We start from the raw sequence: 18,943 nt of genomic DNA, 5'->3' as shown, positions 1-18,943 counted from the left end.
CCTGAAGTTCGAGGTTGAGCTGATCGCACCGATCGCCATGGAAGACGGCCTGCGCTTCGCCATCCGCGAAGGCGGCCGCACCGTCGGCGCCGGCGTCGTCTCCAAAATCATCGAGTGATTTTGACGCGATAGGTTTGAAAAGCCGCCCTCCGGGGCGGCTTTTTTCGTTTTCAAAGCTTTATATTTCGCCTGATAGCCAAGCGCGTTTGGCTGCGCTAACCTCTTCGTAACAAGGAGGATGCTATGAGCTTTGTGACGACGAAAGACGGTGTGAATCTTGAGGTGCGGGACTGGGGTGAAGGGCCGGTGATCCTGCTCATCCATGGCTGGCCACTCTCTTGCGCGATGTGGGAATGGCAGCAAAATGCGCTGGTGGCGGAGGGGTTTCGCGTCGTCAGCTATACGCGGCGCGGCTTTGGCGGCTCGGACAAGCCGGGCGGGGGCTATGATTACGACACGATGAGCGACGACACCCGCGCAGTGATCGACGCGCTGTCGCTGAAGGATATTACGCTGGCGGGCTTTTCCATGGGCGGCGGCGAGGTGGCGCGCTATATGGCGCGGCATCAGGGGCATGGCGCCGCGCGCTGCATCTTCATCAGCGCGGTGACGCCGTTTCTGCTCCAGACCGAGGACAACCCGGAGGGCGTGCCCGGCGATGTATTCGCCGATATCGGCGCGAGCATAGAGAAAGACCGGCTTCAGCATTTCCGCGATTTCGGGCCAACCTTTTACGGCAATGGCGAGGGCACAGGCGGCGTGTCTGACGGGGTTCTCGAATGGACGCGCGGGCTGGCTTATCAGGCGAGCAAGCTGGCGACGCTCGCTTGCGCCAAGGCGTTTGCGGAGACGGATTTCCGGGACGATCTGAAAGGCATCGACAAGCCCACGCTCTTTATCCATGGCGATGCGGATCAGGTCGTGCCGATGGCGGTATCGGCGGAGCGGGCGGTCAAGCTCGTCGAAGGCGCGACGCTCACGGCCTATGAGGGCGCGCCTCACGGGCTTTATGCGACCCATGCCGACCGGTTGACGAAAGACATCGCCGATTTCGCCCGTGGCTGAGGGGGAGGCCGCGCCGCCGGGCTGTCTCTATAGTCTCGCGCTTGGCGGCCCGGATCATGGCAACCATCTGGACCGCGCGGCGCTGGAGGCGCGGCTGCGCGATGACGCGCTGGCCTGGGTGCATCTCGATGCCAATGCCGAGGGCGTCGAGCCGTGGCTCAAAGACCATATCGACTATCTGGAGGATTTCGTCATCGAGGCGCTGATGGCGGAATCGACGCGGCCACGGATTGTCGAGGTCGGCAAGGGGCTGATGGCGATCCTCAAGGGCGTGAATGACAGCGACCCGGAGGAGCCGGAGGACATGATCGCCGTGCGCCTCTATGTGGACCCGCATCGAATCATCAGCGTGGAGCGGCGCAAAAGTGCGGCGCTTCACAAGATCGCGCAGGAGATCGAAGCCGGGCAGGGGCCGCAGGAGGCGGCGCAGTTCCTGTCCGACATGATCATCAATTTGAACGAAGATCTGGAGGCGCCGCTTCTGTCGCTCCGTGAGGAAGCGGACCGGCTGGAGGATCAGGTGCTGGAAAACCCGTCGCAGTTTGACCGCGACGATGTGGTGAATGTGCGCTCTCAGGCGGTGCAATTTCGCCGGCATCTGACGCCGCAGCGCGACGCGGTGACGCGTCTTTCCGGGACGGGGCTGGCGTGGTTTTCCAAGAAACAAAAGCGCCGGATTACCGAGGAAGCGGATGAGCTGACCCGTTTCGTCGAGGATCTCGACGGGGTGCGCGACCGGATGATGGTGGTCAAGGACGAGCATGAGAGCGCGATGACGGAGAAACTCAACCGCAATCTCTATGTCCTCTCGATCATTTCGGCGGTGTTTTTGCCGCTCGGCTTTCTCACGGGACTCTTCGGCATCAATATCGGCGGGATGCCGGGCGTGAATGACGACAACGCCTTCTGGCTCTTCTCCGGCAGTCTCGTGATCCTCATGGTGGCGATTTTCGCGATCTTTCGTCGTTTGAAATGGTTTTGAGGTTGTCAAAGCCAGGGCGAGCGGTTATTTCACCGCGCACGGGTCCGATAGGGGTTTAGCTCAGTTGGTAGAGCATCGGTCTCCAAAACCGAGGGTCGTGGGTTCGAGTCCCTCAGCCCCTGCCACCCGGACCGTTGAGGAGTGATATGGCGAGAAGCACGAAACCGCGCAAGAAGACGCAATCCGGCGGCATGCAGCAGGCGCAAGCCCCTGCAGCAGCGGCTGCGGCGAAGGCGGCTGCGGTGAAACGCCCGACGCCTGCGCAGTTCATCCAGCAAACCCGCGCTGAGATCGCCAAGATCGTATGGCCGACGCGCCGGGAGACCATCACCACGACGATCATGGTGCTGATCATGGCGGCGATTGCGGCGCTGTTCTTCAGCGTCGTCGATATGGGGATCGGCTTCGGTCTGCGCCAAATCCTGGGCCTCGCGGGCTAAATTTCCGAACGGTGAAGAATTGGTGTCTGGCCCCTTGCCAGATTTCCGGATCGGGCGTATAGAGCGCCCTTCATTACCCGCTTGATTTCCCGCGCGATTCGCGCGCCGAGACTGTTTTGCGGGTCGAGATATGGGTGGCAACACCCTGAATTGACGAGAGGATTCGGGCCCCATGGCTTTGAGATGGTATTCGGTCAGCGTGTTGTCGAACTTCGAGAAGAAGGTCGCCGAAGCCATTCGCGAGTCGGCGGAAACGCAGGGTCTTTCCGATGAAATCGTTCAGGTCGTTGTGCCCACCGAAGAAGTGATCGAGGTGCGCCGCGGCAAGAAAGTGACCGTAGAGCGTCGTTTCATGCCGGGCTATGTGCTTGTGCAGATGGAGATGACGGACCGCGCCTATCACCTCGTGAATTCAACCAACCGCGTGACCGGGTTCCTTGGCCAGCAGGGCAAGCCGGTTCCGATGCGGGACGCCGAAGTTGAGGCGATGCTGAATCAGGAGCGTGAGACCGCAGAGCGTCCGCGGTCGACCATCAGCTTCGACATTGGCGAGACTGTGAATGTGACCGACGGGCCGTTTGAAGGCTTCTCGGGCATGGTCGAGGAAGTGGATGCGGATGCCGAGCGTCTGAAAGTGTCCGTCTCGATCTTTGGCCGGGCGACCCCGGTCGATCTGGAATACGGCCAGGTGGCGAAAACCGCCTGAGCCGCACTCGCGTGGGAGGGGCGACCCGAACCACTAAACCAAACGCCGCTTTTGCGGTGGTGATAAAGAGGAACTGTCATGGCTAAAAAAGTTGCCGGACAACTGAAACTGCAGGTGCCTGCAGGTAAAGCAAATCCGTCCCCGCCCGTGGGCCCGGCTCTGGGTCAGCGCGGCATCAACATCATGGAATTCACCAAGGCGTTCAACGCCCGCACGCAGGAAATGGAGCCGGGTGCACCTTGCCCGACGATCATTACCTACTATGTGGACAAGTCTTTCACGATGGAAATCAAGACGCCGCCCGCGTCTTATTACCTGAAGAAAGCGGCCAAGCTGAAATCCGGCTCCAAAACCCCGTCGAAAGACGTAGCTGGCTCCGTGACCCGCAAGCAGGTGCGCGAGATCGCAGAAGCGAAAATGGCTGACCTTTCGGCAAATGACGTTGAGCAGGCGATGAAGATCATCATGGGCTCGGCACGGTCGATGGGCATTGAGGTGAAAGGCTAAATCATGGCGAAGATGGCAAAAAACAAAGCCGCAGCGCGTGAAGCCTTTGGCGATGCGCAGCTCGTGACGGTGGAAGAAGCGGTCAAGCTGATCAAGGACAATGCAAAAGCGAAGTTCGACGAGACCGTTGATATTGCGATGAATCTCGGCGTTGACCCGCGTCACGCAGACCAGATGGTCCGCGGCGTCTGCGCGCTGCCGAACGGCACCGGCAAAGAGGTCCGTGTGGCTGTGTTCGCACGCGGCGACAAGGCTGAAGAAGCCAAGGCGGCTGGCGCAGATATCGTTGGCGCGGAAGACCTTATGGAAACCGTGCAGGGCGGCACGATCGATTTCGATCGCTGCATCGCAACCCCGGACATGATGCCGATCGTCGGCCGTCTGGGTAAGGTGCTTGGCCCGCGCAACCTGATGCCGAACCCGAAAGTCGGCACCGTGACGATGGACGTGAAAGCGGCTGTCGAAGCGGCCAAAGGCGGCGAAGTGCAGTTCAAGGCCGAAAAAGCCGGTGTTGTGCACGCAGGCGTTGGCAAAGTGTCGTTCGACGAAGGCAAGTTGGCCGAGAACGTGAAAGCGTTCATCACCGCGGTGAACCGTGCCAAGCCGACCGGCGCCAAAGGCACCTATATGAAAAAAATTTCGCTGAGCTCGACGATGGGCCCGGGCGTGACGCTCGACGTCGCATCGGTGCTCGGCGAATAAAGAGATCCCCCGCCGCCAAGGCGGGGGTGTTCCGGGGAAGGTTCGCTTTCCCCACTGTCCGAGACGGCGGGTGCCCTTAGGGGCTTAATCTCCTGCCTGAGCCAGGGAACAACGTCATTTTCGCCTCTCTCGGGCGTCTTGGCGGGATCCCTTCGGACCCCGAAGGTCCGGCGCAAGCCGGGCCAAATATGAGCCGGCGGGGCAACCCGCCAAAACTTGGAGCAATACTGTGGATAGAGCCCAAAAAGAAGCAGTGGTCGGTGAACTCGGCCAAGTCTTCACGGACTCTGGTGTGATCGTCGTTGCACATTACACCGGCATGACAGTTGCAGAAATGACCGACTTCCGGACTCGCATGCGCGAAGCTGGCGGTTCGGTTCGTGTCGCCAAGAACCGGCTCGCCAAGATCGCCCTGGAAGGCACCGAGGTCGAAAGCCTCTCGGATCTGCTGACCGGGCAAACCGTTCTTGCCTATTCCGAGGACCCGGTGACGGCGGCGAAAGTCGTCGATGCCTATGCCAAGGACAACCAGAAGCTCGTCGTTCTCGGCGGTGCTATGGGTGGCGAGAAACTGGATCCGGCAGGTGTTAAAGCTGTCGCAGCCATGCCGTCGCGCGAAGAGCTTCTCGCTCAGATCGCCGGCACTCTGGGTGCGCCCGCTTCCAACCTTGCCTCTGCGATCGGTGCGCCTGCGGCTGATATCGCGGGTATCCTCAAGACCCTTGAGGAACGCGAAGCCGCATAAGCGAAACTGCAATTATCGTGTCCGGAAATGTGCTTCTTGAAAGCATCGGATACAGAAACTAAATGAACGGAAAGCACGAAAATGGCTGATCTGAAAAAACTTGCTGAAGAGATCGTCGGTCTGACCCTGATGGAAGCCGCCGAACTGAAAAACATCCTCAAAGACGAGTACGGCATCGAGCCCGCTGCTGGCGGCGCTGTCATGATGGCGGGCCCGGCTGCTGGTGGCGACGCTGCTGCTGCTGAGGAAAAAGACGAGTTCGACGTGATCCTCGTTGACGCTGGTGACAAGAAAATCAACGTCATCAAAGAAGTCCGCGGCATCACTGGCCTCGGTCTGAAAGAAGCGAAAGAGCTGGTCGAAGCTGGCGGCAAAGCTGTGAAAGAAGGCGTTGCCAAGGCAGAAGCCGAAGAAATGAAGAAGAAGCTGGAAGAAGCTGGCGCGAAAGTCGAGCTGAAGTAAGCTATACTTCTTTTAAAAGTGGGGCCGGGCCGTGCATTTTGCAGGGCCCGGCACCGCCGTTCAAAGACGCGGCACTTTCCAAGGGTCTTGATTTCGAGGCGAGATCCTTTGATGGTGCGGCAGACGATCCGGGCGCGGGAGCATGGGACCTTCCGCAGGTATAGGACGTCTCCCCCATATGCAGCCCGCATGCCGGTCACCCACCCGGTATGTTTGGCGAGCAAAAAGGATGGCACATGACCCAGACGCATTCCGGTCACAAACGTATTCGGCGTTTTTATGGCCATATTCGCGAAGTTGCGGATATGCCCAACCTCATTGAGGTTCAAAAAAATTCTTATGATCTTTTCCTCGATTCCGGTGAAGGCGTGGAACATCTCGACGGCGAAGGCCTGCGCGGTGTGTTCCAGTCGGTTTTCCCGATCAAGGATTTCAATGACACGGCCTATCTGGAGTTCGTGAAATACGAGCTGGAAGAGCCGAAATATGATGTTGAGGAATGTCAGCAACGTGACATGACCTATGCGGCGCCGCTCAAAGTGACGCTGCGTCTGATCGTGTTCGAGGTGGACCCGGATACCGGTGCGAAATCGGTCAAGGATATCAAAGAGCAGGAAGTGTTCATGGGTGACATGCCGCTCATGACCAAGAACGGCACGTTTATCGTGAACGGGACCGAGCGGGTGATCGTGTCCCAGATGCACCGCTCCCCCGGTGTGTTCTTCGACCATGACCGCGGCAAGACCCATTCCTCGGGCAAGCTGCTGTTCGCAAGCCGCATCATTCCCTATCGCGGTTCTTGGCTCGACTTCGAGTTCGACGCGAAAGACACCGTGTTCGCGCGGATCGACCGTCGCCGGAAACTGCCGGTCTCGACGCTGCTGTATGCCCTTGGTTACGACCAGGAAGGCATCATGGATGCGTTCTATGACACGGTGACATGGCGCAAGGTCAAGGATGGCTGGGCGGCGCCGTTCTTCCCGGACCGGATCCGTGGCACCCGTCCTGCCTATGACATCGTGAATGCCGAGAATGGCGAAGTGATCGCCGAAGCGGGCAAGAAAGTCACCCCGCGTCAGGTGAAACAGCTGCTCGACTCGGGCGAGGTAAAGGAAATCCTCGTTCCCTTCGACAACATCATCGGCAAATTCATCGCGAAAGATATCATCAACACCAAGACCGGCGAGATCTGGGTCGAGGCTGGCGATGAGCTGACCGCGGAATATGACAAGGAAGACACCCTCGTTGGCGGCACGCTGAAAGAGCTGATCGATCAGGGTATTACGGACTTCCCGGTGCTCGACATCGACGGTGTGAATGTTGGTCCCTACATTCGCCACACCATGGCGTCGGACAAGAATGTCGACCGCAATTCCGCGCTGCTCGATATCTACCGCGTCATGCGCCCCGGTGAACCGCCGACCGTTGAGGGTGCCTCCGCGCTCTTTGACTCGCTGTTCTTCGATGCGGAGCGGTATGATCTCTCGGCTGTTGGCCGCGTGAAAATGAACATGCGCCTCAATCTCGATGCGCCCGACACCATGCGCACTCTGCGCAAGGAAGACATCGTTGCGGTGATCCGCGCGCTTGTCGAGCTGCGCGATGGTCACGGCGAAGTGGACGATATCGACCACCTCGGCAACCGCCGCGTGCGCTCCGTTGGCGAGTTGATGGAAAACCAGTATCGCGTGGGTCTGCTGCGTATGGAGCGGGCGATCAAGGAGCGGATGTCCTCCGTCGAGATCGACACGACCATGCCGCAGGATCTGATCAACGCGAAACCGGCGGCCGCCGCTGTGCGTGAATTCTTCGGTTCCTCGCAGCTCTCGCAGTTCATGGACCAGACGAACCCGCTTTCGGAAGTCACCCATAAGCGCCGTCTCTCGGCTCTTGGGCCGGGCGGTCTGACCCGTGAGCGTGCGGGCTTTGAGGTCCGTGACGTGCACCCGACCCATTATGGCCGGATGTGCCCGATTGAGACGCCGGAAGGGCCGAACATCGGTCTGATCAACAGCCTCGCGACGTTCGCGCGCGTGAACAAATATGGCTTCATCGAGACGCCATACCGCAAAGTTGTGGACGGGAAAGTGACCGATGAGGTCGAATACATGTCCGCGACCGAGGAAATGCGTCACACCGTGGCGCAGGCCAATGCGGAGCTCAGCGACGAAGGCAAGTTTACCGCCGATCTCATCCAGTCCCGTGAGGGCGGTGAGCACGCGATGAACCCGCCGGAGCGGATCGACCTGATGGATGTGTCGCCGAAGCAGCTGGTTTCGGTTGCCGCCGCGCTCATCCCGTTCCTTGAGAATGACGACGCCAACCGTGCTCTGATGGGCTCGAACATGCAGCGTCAGGCGGTTCCGCTTCTGCGGGCCGAGGCGCCGATCGTTGGCACCGGCATGGAAGAAATCGTGGCGCGCGACTCTGGTGCGGCCATCACGGCCCGTCGCGGCGGTGTGGTCGATCAGGTGGACGCCCTGCGGATCGTGGTCCGTGCGACCGATGGTCTCGAAGCCGGCGATCCGGGCGTGGACATCTACCGTCTGCGCAAGTTCCAGCGCTCGAACCAGTCGACCTGCATCACCCAGAAGCCCCTCGTGAAAGTGGGCGACCGGGTTCATGCTGGCGAAGTGGTGGCCGATGGTCCGTCGACTGATCTTGGTGAGCTGGCGCTCGGCAAGAACGTGATCGTCGCCTTCATGCCGTGGAATGGCTACAACTATGAGGACTCGATCCTCATCTCCGAGCGGATCGTGAAAGACGATGTCTTCACCTCGATTCATATCGAAGAGTTCGAAGTGGCCGCCCGCGATACGAAGCTGGGCCCGGAAGAGATCACCCGCGACATTCCAAACGTCGGTGAGGAAGCGCTGCGCAATCTCGACGAAGCCGGGATCGTCTATATCGGTGCGGAATGCGGTCCGGGCGATATTCTCGTCGGGAAGATCACGCCGAAGGGGGAAAGCCCGATGACGCCGGAGGAGAAACTGCTCCGCGCCATCTTCGGTGAGAAAGCCTCTGACGTGCGCGACACCTCGCTTCGCATGAGCCCCGGTGATTTCGGGACCGTTGTGGAAGTGCGTGTGTTCAACCGCCACGGCGTCGAGAAAGACGAGCGTGCCCTTCAGATCGAGCGCGACGAGGTGGAACGCCTTGCCCGTGACCGTGACGATGAGATCGCGATCCTCGACCGCAACATCTATGCGCGTCTGAAATCGCTGATCCTCGGCAAGACGGCTGTGAAAGGCCCGAAAGGCGTGAAAGCTGGCTCGGAGATCAACGAGGAACTGCTCGGCACGCTTTCGCGCGGCCAGTGGTGGCAGCTTGCCCTCGGCGACGAGGAAGATGCCGCACAGGTCGAAGCCCTCAACAAGCAGTATGATGCGCAGAAGAAAGTGCTGAATGCCCGCTTTGAGGACAAGGTCGAGAAGGTTCGCCGCGGTGATGATCTGCCGCCGGGTGTGATGAAGATGGTCAAAGTCTTCGTCGCGGTGAAGCGCAAGCTTCAGCCGGGCGACAAGATGGCCGGTCGTCACGGGAACAAGGGTGTGATCTCGAAAGTGGTTCCGGAGGAAGATATGCCCTTCCTCGCAGACGGCACCCCGGTCGATTTTGTGCTGAACCCGCTCGGCGTTCCCAGCCGGATGAACGTGGGTCAGATCCTTGAAACCCATATGGGTTGGGCGGGTCGCGGCCTCGGTCAGGACATCGACGAAGCACTGCAGGCCTTCCGCCACCAGGGCAAGATCGACGCGGTTCATGATGCGCTCAAGAAGGCTTACGGCGAGGAAGTCTACGCCTCGGCCTTCGGGGAAATGGATCAGGACGAGCTGGTCGAAGCGGCGAAGAACGTCACGCGCGGTGTGCCGATTGCCACCCCGGTCTTTGACGGGGCGAAAGAGGCGGATGTGAACGATGCGCTGGAACGCGCGGGCTTCAACGTCTCGGGTCAGTCGACGCTGTTCGATGGCCGGACCGGCGAGCAATTCGCACGTCCTGTCACCGTTGGCGTGAAATACCTGCTCAAGCTGCACCACCTCGTGGACGACAAGATCCACGCACGGAGCACCGGCCCCTACAGCCTCGTCACCCAGCAGCCGCTCGGTGGTAAGGCCCAGTTCGGCGGTCAGCGCTTCGGTGAGATGGAGGTCTGGGCCCTTGAGGCTTATGGTGCGGCCTACACGCTGCAAGAGATGCTCACCGTCAAATCGGATGACGTCGCCGGCCGGACGAAAGTTTACGAGGCTATCGTCAAGGGCGAGGACAATTTCGAGGCCGGTGTGCCGGAAAGCTTCAACGTTCTGGTCAAGGAAATCCGTTCGCTCGGCCTCAATGTCGAGCTGCTGGATTCGGAAGCGGAGTGAGGGGCGGTTTAGCCCTTCACATGACCTAAGACTGAGGAAGTATTATGAATCAGGAAGTTACAAACCCGTTCGCTCCGGTCCAGGCGCCGCGTTCTTTTGATGAAATCAAAATCTCGCTGGCCAGCCCCGAGCGTATTCTGAGCTGGTCTTTCGGCGAAGTGAAAAAGCCGGAAACCATCAACTACCGCACCTTCAAGCCGGAGCGGGACGGCCTTTTCTGTGCCCGTATCTTCGGCCCGATCAAGGACTATGAGTGCTTATGCGGGAAGTATAAGCGCATGAAATATCGCGGTGTGACCTGCGAGAAATGCGGTGTGGAAGTCACGCTGCAAAAGGTCCGCCGTGAGCGCATGGCGCATATCGAACTGGCCGCGCCGGTCGCGCATATCTGGTTCCTGAAATCCCTGCCGAGCCGGATCGGGCTGATGCTCGACATGACTCTGCGGGATCTGGAGCGGATCCTCTATTTTGAGCAGTATGTCGTGATCGAGCCGGGTCTGACGGAACTCACCCATGGTCAGCTGATGACCGAGGAAGAGTATCTCGACGCGCAGGACCAGTATGGCGCCGATGCTTTCACTGCCGGGATCGGCGCGGAAGCGGTGCGCGAGATGCTGACCGCGATTGATCTTGAAGCGGAAGCGGAGCAACTGCGTCTGGACCTGGAAGAGGCGACCGGTGAGCTGAAGCCGAAGAAGATCATCAAGCGTCTGAAGCTGATCGAGAATTTCATCGAGTCGGGCAACCGTCCCGAGTGGATGATCCTCACGGTGATCCCGGTCATTCCGCCCGAGCTGCGTCCGCTGGTGCCGCTCGATGGGGGCCGCTTTGCGACGTCTGATCTCAACGATCTCTACCGCCGTGTGATCAACCGGAACAACCGCCTCAAGCGGCTCATCGAGCTTCGCGCGCCGGACATCATTGTGCGGAACGAGAAGCGGATGCTTCAGGAATCCGTCGATGCGCTCTTCGATAACGGTCGCCGTGGCCGGACCATTACCGGGTCCAACCGCCGTCCGCTGAAGTCGCTTTCGGATATGCTGAAAGGGAAACAGGGTCGTTTCCGTCAGAACCTTCTCGGGAAGCGCGTGGACTTCTCGGGCCGTTCGGTCATCGTGACCGGCCCCGAGCTGAAGCTCCACCAGTGCGGCCTGCCGAAGAAAATGGCGCTCGAGCTGTTTAAGCCGTTCATCTATTCGCGCCTTGAAGCGAAGGGCCTCTCGGGCACCGTCAAGCAAGCCAAGAAGATCGTCGAAAAAGAGCGTCCCGAGGTGTGGGATATTCTCGACGAGGTGATCCGCGAGCACCCGGTTCTGCTGAACCGTGCGCCGACGCTGCACCGTCTTGGGATTCAGGCGTTCGAGCCGGTTCTGATCGAAGGGAAAGCAATCCAGCTTCATCCGCTCGTCTGCTCCGCGTTCAACGCGGACTTTGACGGCGACCAGATGGCTGTGCACGTGCCGCTCTCGCTGGAAGCCCAGCTTGAAGCGCGTGTTCTGATGATGTCGACGAACAACGTCCTCAGCCCTCAGAACGGGAAACCGATCATCGTTCCGTCGCAGGATATGATTCTTGGCCTTTACTACATCACGCTGGAGCGTGCTGGTGAGAAGGGCGAGGGCATGGTCTTTGGCGGCTATGACGAGGTGGAACTGGCGCTGCAGGAAGGTCTCGTCCACCTGCACTCCAAAATCAAATGCCGCATGAAGGTCGTCAATGACGATGGCGAAGTGGTCGAGCGTGTGTATGACACCACGCCGGGCCGCGTCCGTCTGGGTCAGCTTCTGCCGCTGAACCAGAAAACGCCGTTCGATATCGTGAACCGTCTCCTCCGTAAGAAAGAGGTCGGTGAGGTGATCGACACGGTTTACCGTCACTGCGGCCAGAAAGAGTCGGTGATCTTCTGTGACCAGATCATGGGTCTGGGTTTCCGCGAAGCGTTCAAGGCGGGCATTTCCTTCGGTAAGGACGACATGGTCATCCCCGATGAGAAATGGACGATCGTTGACGGCGTGCAGGAGCAGGTCAAGGAATTCGAGCAGCAATATATGGACGGCCTGATCACTCAGGGCGAGAAATATAACAAGGTGGTCGATGCCTGGTCGAAATGCTCCGACAAGGTGGCGGATGCGATGATGGCCGAGATTTCCTCGGTCAAGGTCGATGATGCCGGCGCGGAGCAGGAGCCGAACTCGGTTTACATGATGTCCCACTCCGGGGCGCGTGGTAGCCCTGCGCAGATGAAGCAGCTTGGCGGGATGCGCGGCCTGATGGCCAAGCCGTCGGGTGAGATCATCGAGACGCCGATCGTGTCGAACTTCAAGGAAGGTCTGACCGTTCTTGAATACTTCAACTCGACCCACGGTGCCCGTAAAGGTCTGGCCGATACCGCTCTGAAAACCGCGAACTCCGGTTACCTGACCCGCCGTCTCGTGGACGTGGCGCAGGACTGCATCGTCCGTCTGGACGATTGCGGCACCGAGGAAGCCATCACCGCGACCGCGGCCATCAATGATGGTGAAGTCGTCGCGTCGCTTTCCGAGCGTATTCTGGGCCGCACTGTGGCCGAGGATGTTCTCGACCCGGCGACCCAAGAGGTGATCTTCAAGCGCGGCGCGCTTCTCGACGAGAAGATGGCCGAAGCGATTGAAGAGGCTGGCGTTCAGAACGTGAAGATCCGTTCGCCGCTGACCTGTGAAGCGGATGACGGCATCTGTGCGGCCTGTTACGGGCGCGACCTTGCACGCGGCACGAAAGTGAATGTGGGCGAGGCTGTCGGGATCATCGCGGCGCAGTCGATCGGTGAGCCGGGCACGCAGTTGACCATGCGGACCTTCCACATCGGCGGGATCGCGCAAGGTGGTTCGCAGTCCTTCATGGAAGCCTCGCAGGAGGGTAAGATCACCTTCCGCAATGCCAATATCCTGACCAATGCGCAGGGCGACAAGATCGTCATGGGCCGGAACATGGAGCTTGGGATTGTCGATGAGCATGGCGTGGAACGGGCGACCCACAAGGTCGGTTACGGTTCGGCTCTGCATGTCGAGGAAGACAAAGAGGTCAAGCGGGGCGACAAGCTCTTCGAATGGGACCCCTACACCCTGCCGATCATCGCCGAGAAAGATGGCCGCGTGAAATATGTCGATCTCGTGTCGGGCCTTTCGGTGCGCGAAGAGACCGACGATGCGACGGGCATCTCGCAGCGGATCGTGTCCGACTGGCGCTCCAGCCGTTCGGGTTCCGATCTCAAGCCGGAGATCATCATCGCGGATCCGGAAACCGGTGAGCCGGTGCGGATGGAGAACGGCAACCCCGAAACCCATCCGATGTCGGTCGATGCCATTCTGTCGGTTGAAGACGGGCAGGACATCAAGGCCGGTGACGTGCTGGCGCGTATCCCGCGTGAAGGCGCGAAGACGAAGGACATCACCGGCGGTCTGCCGCGTGTGGCCGAACTCTTCGAAGCGCGCCGTCCGAAGGATCACGCGATCATCGCCGAAATCGACGGTTATGTGCGCTTTGGGAAGGACTACAAGAACAAGCGCCGCATCGCCATCGAGCCTGCCGAGGAAGGTCTGGAGCCGGTCGAATATATGGTGCCGAAGGGCAAGCATATTCCGGTTCAGGAAGGCGACTTCATCCGCCAGGGTGAGTATATCATGGACGGCAACCCCGCTCCGCACGATATCCTTGCCATCATGGGGATCGAGGCGCTGGCCGATTACCTCATTAACGAGGTGCAGGACGTCTATCGTCTGCAGGGCGTGAAGATCAACGACAAGCACATCGAGGTGATCGTTCGCCAGATGCTGCAGAAGATCGAGATCTCCGAGTCCGGCGGCACGACGCTCCTGAAAGGCGAGCAGGTGGACCGCTCCGAGTTCGACGAGGTCAACGAGAAGGCGATCGCGGCGGGCAAAGAGCCTGCGAAAGGCGCGCCGGTTCTCTTGGGGATCACCAAGGCGAGCCTGCAGACCCGCAGCTTCATCTCGGCGGCGTCCTTCCAGGAAACGACCCGCGTGCTCACCGAAGCGGCAACGCAAGGCAAGCGCGACAAGCTGGTCGGCCTCAAGGAGAACGTCATCGTGGGCCGCCTGATCCCCGCCGGGACGGGCCGCGCGACGACCGAGCTCAAGAAGGTGGCCCAGAACCGCGACAACGCGATCCTCGAATCCCGCAAGGACGAGATCGCCGAAGCGGAACTGGTGATCGAAGCCGCCGCGGAGGAGCAGGGCGAATAAGCCCGCTCCCGCTTTTAGATACGAGAAGGGCCGCAGCGATGCGGCCCTTTTTTATTGGGATATGAGGCGGGCTATTCTGACGTGAAGATCTGCGTACGGAATTCCAGATAGCGAGCTTCGAGTTGGTCCTGCGGTGTCGTCAGCAACTTACCGGCGACTTTTGACGCCGCACGCGCACCCTGAAGCCGTTCTTTTCCAAAATCGCCGCGCGCGCCGACCGCATATTGCGCGAGCTTATAGAGAGAGAAACGCTTCATGGCGCTGCGCACTTTCGGATTCTGACCTTCGCCCGAGCGCGCGCAGACATAGGCGCGATTGAGGATGTGCATGGCCCCAAGAGCGCGACCATTAGCACGTCGCGCGGGCGCTTTGTGATGGTAAATACCCACATTCTGAATCGTCACGAGAATCTGCTGGTCGAGCGTTTGGAACCCCGCGTCGATATCCTCAAAGAGCGCGTAGCGGCCGAGGGGTTCATGAAAACCCTTACGGCGGATCGACTCGGTTCTGAAACTCATGCGGAAACCGGTGTTCCAGGGGACGACCGTCGCGTCTGCGTCATCGAGCCAGGCAGGCGGCGCGGGTTGGCGGGCATATTTGATATTCGCGACCTCGACGAACGGATCACCGATCACTGCTTTCTCAATCTTGTAGCGCGGCGCGGCAATGGCGTTCTTGATCTTGTCCGATGTGGTTTTCTCATAGGCCTCATCTGCTTCGCTCTTGAGCGGACCGATGGGCGTAAAGAGTTCGCGCGGCGCAACCCCAGCGATCCGTTTCTCGGTATCGCGCTCATAGATCCGCATGACGGCCTCCATGGCGCCCGGTTCGATGAGGCTGTCATCATCGGGGAAAAACACAACATCGGTCGTCAGTTGCGGCAGAATCAGATTGCGCTGATAGGCGAGACCCGATTCCGAGGTGATATGCTCGACCGGCATCGGCGCGTCTTTGGCGAGGCGCTCGACGGTGGCGATGTCCTCGCTCGGATCATCGGAGCTGTCGATGATCACCACCCGCTCAGGGGCGCGGGCCTCCGCGATATGATAGGGCAGGGTCAGGGCGAGCGCATCTGGACGGTTGCGCGTGCAGATGGCAGTCGTGTAGGTCAGTTTTGCTGTCATGGAATCGGGCGGCCTGCAATTCGTCTCATTTGGAGCGCGGCAGGGACGAAAATGCCCTCCACCGCGATTGCGGGCACCCTAGCGCATCTGCTTGCGGAGCGCATGTGTCCTTTTCCACGCTACAGCATTGTGAGATTGGCGTTAACGCCTTAATCCGCCATTGACACTCAGGCGGGACGGGCCTATGTTCCGCGCGTTCAAGACCCCTGCCATCCGGGCGAGGGCCTAAAAAATAAAGCCTTAAATGGCGAGTCACGACTCAGGGCGCGTCCCTCAGTCCTCTGGAATTTCCCGCTTCGGCGCGCAATGCGCCGCACGCGGTGTTTGCTGTATTCCGCACGCGGCGGGATGCGTTTGAGAAGTGAAGATAGGTTAACGGGGTTATACCGAATGCCAACGATCCAGCAGCTGATCCGCAAGCCGCGGCAGCCGAAAGTCAAGCGGTCGAAGTCGATGCACCTGGAGCAATGCCCGCAGAAGCGCGGCGTGTGCACCCGCGTCTACACGACCACACCGAAGAAACCGAACTCCGCTATGCGGAAAGTGGCCAAGGTCCGTCTGACCAATGGCTACGAGGTCATTTCCTACATTCCGGGCGAGAGCCACAACCTTCAGGAGCACTCCGTTGTCCTGATCCGTGGCGGCCGTGTGAAAGACCTTCCGGGTGTGCGTTACCACATCGTGCGCGGCGTTCTCGATACGCAGGGCGTGAAAGACCGCCGTCAGCGTCGTTCGAAATACGGCGCCAAGCGTCCGAAGTAAGGAGAGACAGATATGTCCCGTCGCCATCGCGCCGAGAAACGCGAAATTCTGCCCGACGCCAAATATGGCGATCGCGTGCTGACCAAATTCATGAACAACCTGATGTATGACGGCAAGAAATCCGCTGCCGAGAGCATCGTTTACGGCGCGATGACCCGCGTTGAAGACAAGCTCAAGCGCGAGCCGGTCGAAGTGTTCCACGAAGCGCTCGACAACATCAAACCGTCGGTTGAGGTGCGTTCCCGCCGTGTGGGTGGTGCGACCTATCAGGTGCCCGTCGAAGTGCGTCCCGAGCGTCGTGAAGCGCTGGCTCTGCGCTGGCTGATCACTGCATCGCGTGGCCGCAACGAAAACACGATGGAAGAGCGTCTGGCTGGTGAATTGCTCGATGCGGTCAATGGCCGCGGCGCTGCCGTCAAGAAACGCGAAGACACCCACAAGATGGCCGACGCCAACAAAGCGTTCAGCCACTTCCGCTGGTAAACCCTCAGGACCCAAGGACACTTCCAATGGCCCGCGAATATTCTCTGGAGCGCTACCGTAACTTCGGCATCATGGCGCACATCGATGCCGGTAAGACGACCACAACCGAGCGTATCCTGTATTACACCGGTAAGTCGCACAAAATCGGCGAAGTGCATGATGGCGCTGCGACCATGGACTGGATGGAGCAGGAGCAGGAGCGTGGTATCACGATTACCTCCGCTGCGACGACGACCTTCTGGTTCCGCACCGAAGACGGTCAGAACCCGACCGGCATTTATGGTGACACTCCGGACGAAGCGAAATTCCGCTTCAACATCATCGACACGCCCGGCCACGTTGACTTCACCATCGAGGTGGAGCGTTCGCTCGCCGTTCTCGATGGCGCTGTTGCCGTTCTCGACGCCAACGCCGGTGTTGAGCCGCAGACCGAAACCGTGTGGCGTCAGGCTGACCGCTACAAGGTTCCGCGGATCGTGTTCGTCAACAAGATGGACAAGATCGGCGCGGATTTCGACAACTGCGTGCAGATGATCAAAGACCGCACCGGCGCAACGCCGGCACCGATCCAGTTCCCGATCGGCGCAGAAGATCAGCTCGAAGGCATCGTCGATCTCGTGACGATGAAAGAGTGGGTCTGGACCAGTGAAGACCTCGGCGCGAGCTGGGTCATTCAGGACATCCGTGACGAGCTGAAGGACAAGGCGGAAACCATGCGCGGCGAACTCATCGAGATCGCTGTCGAGATGGATGACGACGCCATGGAAGCTTACCTCGAAGGCAACGAGCCTGATGAAGCGACCCTGCGCAGCCTGATCCGCAAGGGCACGCTGTCGATGAGCTTCGTTCCGGTTCTCGCTGGGTCTGCGTTCAAGAACAAAGGCGTTCAGCCGATGCTCAACGCTGTGATCGACTATCTGCCGGGTCCGCTCGACGTTCCGCCTTACATGGGCTTCTCGCCGGATGATGAGAGCGAAGAGCGTAATATCGAGCGCCGTCCGGGCGACGATCAGCCGTTCTCCGGTCTTGCATTCAAAATCATGAACGACCCGTTCGTCGGCTCGCTGACCTTTACCCGCATCTATTCGGGCAAGGTGAGCAAGGGCGACACCGTGCAGAACTCGACCAAGGGCAAGCGCGAGCGTATCGGCCGTATGATGATGATGCACTCGAACTCCCGTGAGGAAATCGAGTGGGCGGGGTCGGGCGACATTATCGCGCTGGCCGGTCTGAAAGAGACCACCACGGGCGACACGCTTTGCGATCCGCAGAAGCAGGTTGTTCTGGAAACCATGACCTTCCCCGATCCGGTGATCGAGATCGCGGTTGAGCCGAAAACCAAGGCCGACCAGGAGAAGATGTCCGCTGGCCTTCAGCGTCTTGCGGCAGAGGATCCGTCCTTCCGCGTCGAGACCGACATCGAATCCGGTCAGACCATCATGAAGGGCATGGGCGAGCTTCACCTCGACATTCTCGTCGATCGTCTGAAGCGCGAGTTCAAGGTTGAGGCGAATATCGGTGCGCCGCAGGTGGCTTACCGTGAGACCATCGGCCACGAAGCTGAAATCGACTACACCCACAAGAAACAGTCGGGTGGTTCGGGTCAGTTCGGCCGCGTCAAACTGGTCATCACCCCGACCGAGCCGGGCGAAGGCTACTCCTTCGAGAGCAAGATCGTCGGTGGTTCGGTGCCCAAGGAATATATTCCGGGCGTCGAGAAGGGGATTCAGTCGGTTATGGACTCCGGTCCGGTTGCTGGCTTCCCGGTGATCGATTTCAAAGTGGCGCTGATCGACGGTGCTTACCACGATGTCGACTCCTCAGTTCTGGCGTTTGAAATCGCAGCCCGTGCAGCAATGCGCGAAGGTCTGCGCAAGGCTGGTGCGAAGCTGCTTGAGCCGATCATGAAGGTCGAAGTTGTGACCCCGGATGAGTACACGGGTAACATCATTGGCGATCTCACCGGCCGTCGCGGCATGGTGCAGGGTCAGGACACCCGCGGCAACGCGATCGTCATCAACGCCTTCGTGCCGCTGGCCAATATGTTCGGCTACATCAACAACCTGCGTTCGATGTCCTCGGGCCGCGCGCAGTTCACGATGCAGTTCGACCACTACGAGCCGGTGCCGAACCAGATCGCAGACGAAATCGTGGCGAAATACGCCTGATGAATTTCGGGCGGCAGGGATGCCGCCCACCGAAACCCAGGGCAGACGCCCTACACTGAATGGAGGCCTACAATGGCGAAGGAAAAGTTTGAGCGTAATAAGCCGCATGTGAACATCGGCACGATTGGTCACGTTGACCACGGGAAGACGACGCTGACGGCGGCGATCACGAAGTATTTCGGTGACTTC

General features: G+C 59.7%; 16 protein-coding genes and 1 tRNA gene. 16 read left to right on the top strand and 1 reads right to left on the bottom strand.

Annotated features, from left to right (window positions below):
* From ACMA5I_RS15725 to rpoC, 12 genes are all read left to right on the top strand, one after another.
* Positions 1-118 (top strand): EF-Tu C-terminal domain-related protein (locus ACMA5I_RS15725; protein ID WP_525887234.1); only part of this gene is annotated, 118 nt, incomplete at its 5' end.
* Between the two features lie 125 nt (positions 119-243).
* Positions 244-1,065, top strand: a complete 822-nt coding sequence (locus tag ACMA5I_RS15720; RefSeq protein WP_525887232.1) for an alpha/beta fold hydrolase — start codon at positions 244-246, stop codon at positions 1,063-1,065.
* Positions 1,058-2,047, top strand: coding sequence for a zinc transporter ZntB (locus ACMA5I_RS15715; RefSeq protein WP_525887231.1), 990 nt, complete (start codon positions 1,058-1,060; stop codon positions 2,045-2,047). The genes ACMA5I_RS15720 and ACMA5I_RS15715 overlap by 8 nt, the downstream gene beginning before the upstream one ends.
* A gap of 49 nt (positions 2,048-2,096) precedes the next feature.
* Positions 2,097-2,172: transfer RNA gene (locus ACMA5I_RS15710), tRNA-Trp, on the top strand.
* 117 nt (positions 2,173-2,289) lie between these two features.
* Positions 2,290-2,487 carry a preprotein translocase subunit SecE gene (secE, locus tag ACMA5I_RS15705; RefSeq protein WP_525887233.1) on the top strand — a complete coding sequence of 66 codons (198 nt, stop codon included), beginning with the start codon at positions 2,290-2,292 and terminating at the stop codon, positions 2,485-2,487.
* A gap of 172 nt (positions 2,488-2,659) precedes the next feature.
* Positions 2,660-3,193 (top strand): transcription termination/antitermination protein NusG, encoded by a 534-nt coding sequence (gene nusG, locus ACMA5I_RS15700; RefSeq protein ID WP_525887230.1) that lies wholly within the window; start codon positions 2,660-2,662, stop codon positions 3,191-3,193.
* 78 nt (positions 3,194-3,271) lie between these two features.
* Positions 3,272-3,700, top strand: coding sequence for a 50S ribosomal protein L11 (rplK, locus tag ACMA5I_RS15695; protein ID WP_525887229.1), 429 nt, complete (start codon positions 3,272-3,274; stop codon positions 3,698-3,700).
* Between the two features lie 3 nt (positions 3,701-3,703).
* Positions 3,704-4,402, top strand: coding sequence for a 50S ribosomal protein L1 (rplA, locus tag ACMA5I_RS15690; protein ID WP_525887228.1), 699 nt, complete (start codon positions 3,704-3,706; stop codon positions 4,400-4,402).
* 229 nt (positions 4,403-4,631) lie between these two features.
* Positions 4,632-5,147: a 50S ribosomal protein L10 gene (gene rplJ / locus ACMA5I_RS15685; RefSeq protein ID WP_525887227.1), complete on the top strand. Its 516-nt coding sequence runs from the start codon at positions 4,632-4,634 to the stop codon at positions 5,145-5,147.
* 81 nt (positions 5,148-5,228) lie between these two features.
* Positions 5,229-5,609, top strand: coding sequence for a 50S ribosomal protein L7/L12 (rplL, locus tag ACMA5I_RS15680; RefSeq protein ID WP_525887226.1), 381 nt, complete (start codon positions 5,229-5,231; stop codon positions 5,607-5,609).
* Positions 5,610-5,845: 236 nt separating this feature from the next.
* On the top strand, positions 5,846-9,976 hold the full coding sequence (gene rpoB / locus ACMA5I_RS15675; protein ID WP_525887225.1) for a DNA-directed RNA polymerase subunit beta: 4,131 nt from the start codon (positions 5,846-5,848) through the stop codon (positions 9,974-9,976).
* Positions 9,977-10,020: 44 nt separating this feature from the next.
* Complete coding sequence (gene rpoC, locus ACMA5I_RS15670) at positions 10,021-14,217, top strand: DNA-directed RNA polymerase subunit beta' (protein ID WP_525887224.1); 4,197 nt, start codon at positions 10,021-10,023, stop codon at positions 14,215-14,217.
* A gap of 71 nt (positions 14,218-14,288) precedes the next feature.
* On the opposite strand, the gene ACMA5I_RS15665 is transcribed toward rpoC, so the two are convergent.
* The gene (locus tag ACMA5I_RS15665) at positions 14,289-15,341 is read right to left on the bottom strand and encodes a glycosyltransferase family 2 protein (protein ID WP_525887223.1); all 1,053 of its coding nucleotides are present in this window, start codon (positions 15,339-15,341) and stop codon (positions 14,289-14,291) included.
* 390 nt (positions 15,342-15,731) lie between these two features.
* Here ACMA5I_RS15665 and rpsL point away from each other — a divergent pair, with 390 nt between their 5' ends.
* From rpsL to ACMA5I_RS15645, 4 genes are all read left to right on the top strand, one after another.
* Positions 15,732-16,103 carry a 30S ribosomal protein S12 gene (gene rpsL, locus ACMA5I_RS15660; RefSeq protein ID WP_525887222.1) on the top strand — a complete coding sequence of 124 codons (372 nt, stop codon included), beginning with the start codon at positions 15,732-15,734 and terminating at the stop codon, positions 16,101-16,103.
* A gap of 12 nt (positions 16,104-16,115) precedes the next feature.
* Entirely contained in the window at positions 16,116-16,586 is a 471-nt protein-coding gene (gene rpsG / locus ACMA5I_RS15655; protein WP_525887221.1) for a 30S ribosomal protein S7, read from the top strand.
* A gap of 26 nt (positions 16,587-16,612) precedes the next feature.
* On the top strand, positions 16,613-18,754 hold the full coding sequence (gene fusA / locus ACMA5I_RS15650) for an elongation factor G (RefSeq protein WP_525887220.1): 2,142 nt from the start codon (positions 16,613-16,615) through the stop codon (positions 18,752-18,754).
* Positions 18,755-18,826: 72 nt separating this feature from the next.
* Positions 18,827-18,943 (top strand): GTP-binding protein (locus tag ACMA5I_RS15645; RefSeq protein ID WP_348292476.1); only part of this gene is annotated, 117 nt, incomplete at its 3' end.

Origin of the sequence: Jujubicoccus corallicola, assembly GCF_047345645.1 — a bacterium.
Taxonomy (GTDB): Bacteria; Pseudomonadota; Alphaproteobacteria; order Rhodobacterales; family Rhodobacteraceae; genus JBLEFH01.
Note: the sequence above shows the minus strand (reverse complement) of the source record. Positions and strands in the feature narration are given on the sequence as shown.

What these genes read in the sequence shown, in the direction of transcription:
- ACMA5I_RS15720 (WP_525887232.1), top strand. Translation starts at nt 244, where the DNA reads ATGAGCTTTGTGACGACGAAAGACGGTGTGAATCTTGAGGTGCGGGAC.
- nusG (WP_525887230.1), top strand. Translation starts at nt 2,660, where the DNA reads ATGGCTTTGAGATGGTATTCGGTCAGCGTGTTGTCGAACTTCGAGAAG.
- rplK (WP_525887229.1), top strand. Translation starts at nt 3,272, where the DNA reads ATGGCTAAAAAAGTTGCCGGACAACTGAAACTGCAGGTGCCTGCAGGT.
- rplA (WP_525887228.1), top strand. Translation starts at nt 3,704, where the DNA reads ATGGCGAAGATGGCAAAAAACAAAGCCGCAGCGCGTGAAGCCTTTGGC.
- rplL (WP_525887226.1), top strand. Translation starts at nt 5,229, where the DNA reads ATGGCTGATCTGAAAAAACTTGCTGAAGAGATCGTCGGTCTGACCCTG.
- rpoB (WP_525887225.1), top strand. Translation starts at nt 5,846, where the DNA reads ATGACCCAGACGCATTCCGGTCACAAACGTATTCGGCGTTTTTATGGC.
- rpoC (WP_525887224.1), top strand. Translation starts at nt 10,021, where the DNA reads ATGAATCAGGAAGTTACAAACCCGTTCGCTCCGGTCCAGGCGCCGCGT.
- ACMA5I_RS15665 (WP_525887223.1), bottom strand. Translation starts at nt 15,341, where the DNA reads ATGACAGCAAAACTGACCTACACGACTGCCATCTGCACGCGCAACCGT.
- rpsL (WP_525887222.1), top strand. Translation starts at nt 15,732, where the DNA reads ATGCCAACGATCCAGCAGCTGATCCGCAAGCCGCGGCAGCCGAAAGTC.
- rpsG (WP_525887221.1), top strand. Translation starts at nt 16,116, where the DNA reads ATGTCCCGTCGCCATCGCGCCGAGAAACGCGAAATTCTGCCCGACGCC.
- fusA (WP_525887220.1), top strand. Translation starts at nt 16,613, where the DNA reads ATGGCCCGCGAATATTCTCTGGAGCGCTACCGTAACTTCGGCATCATG.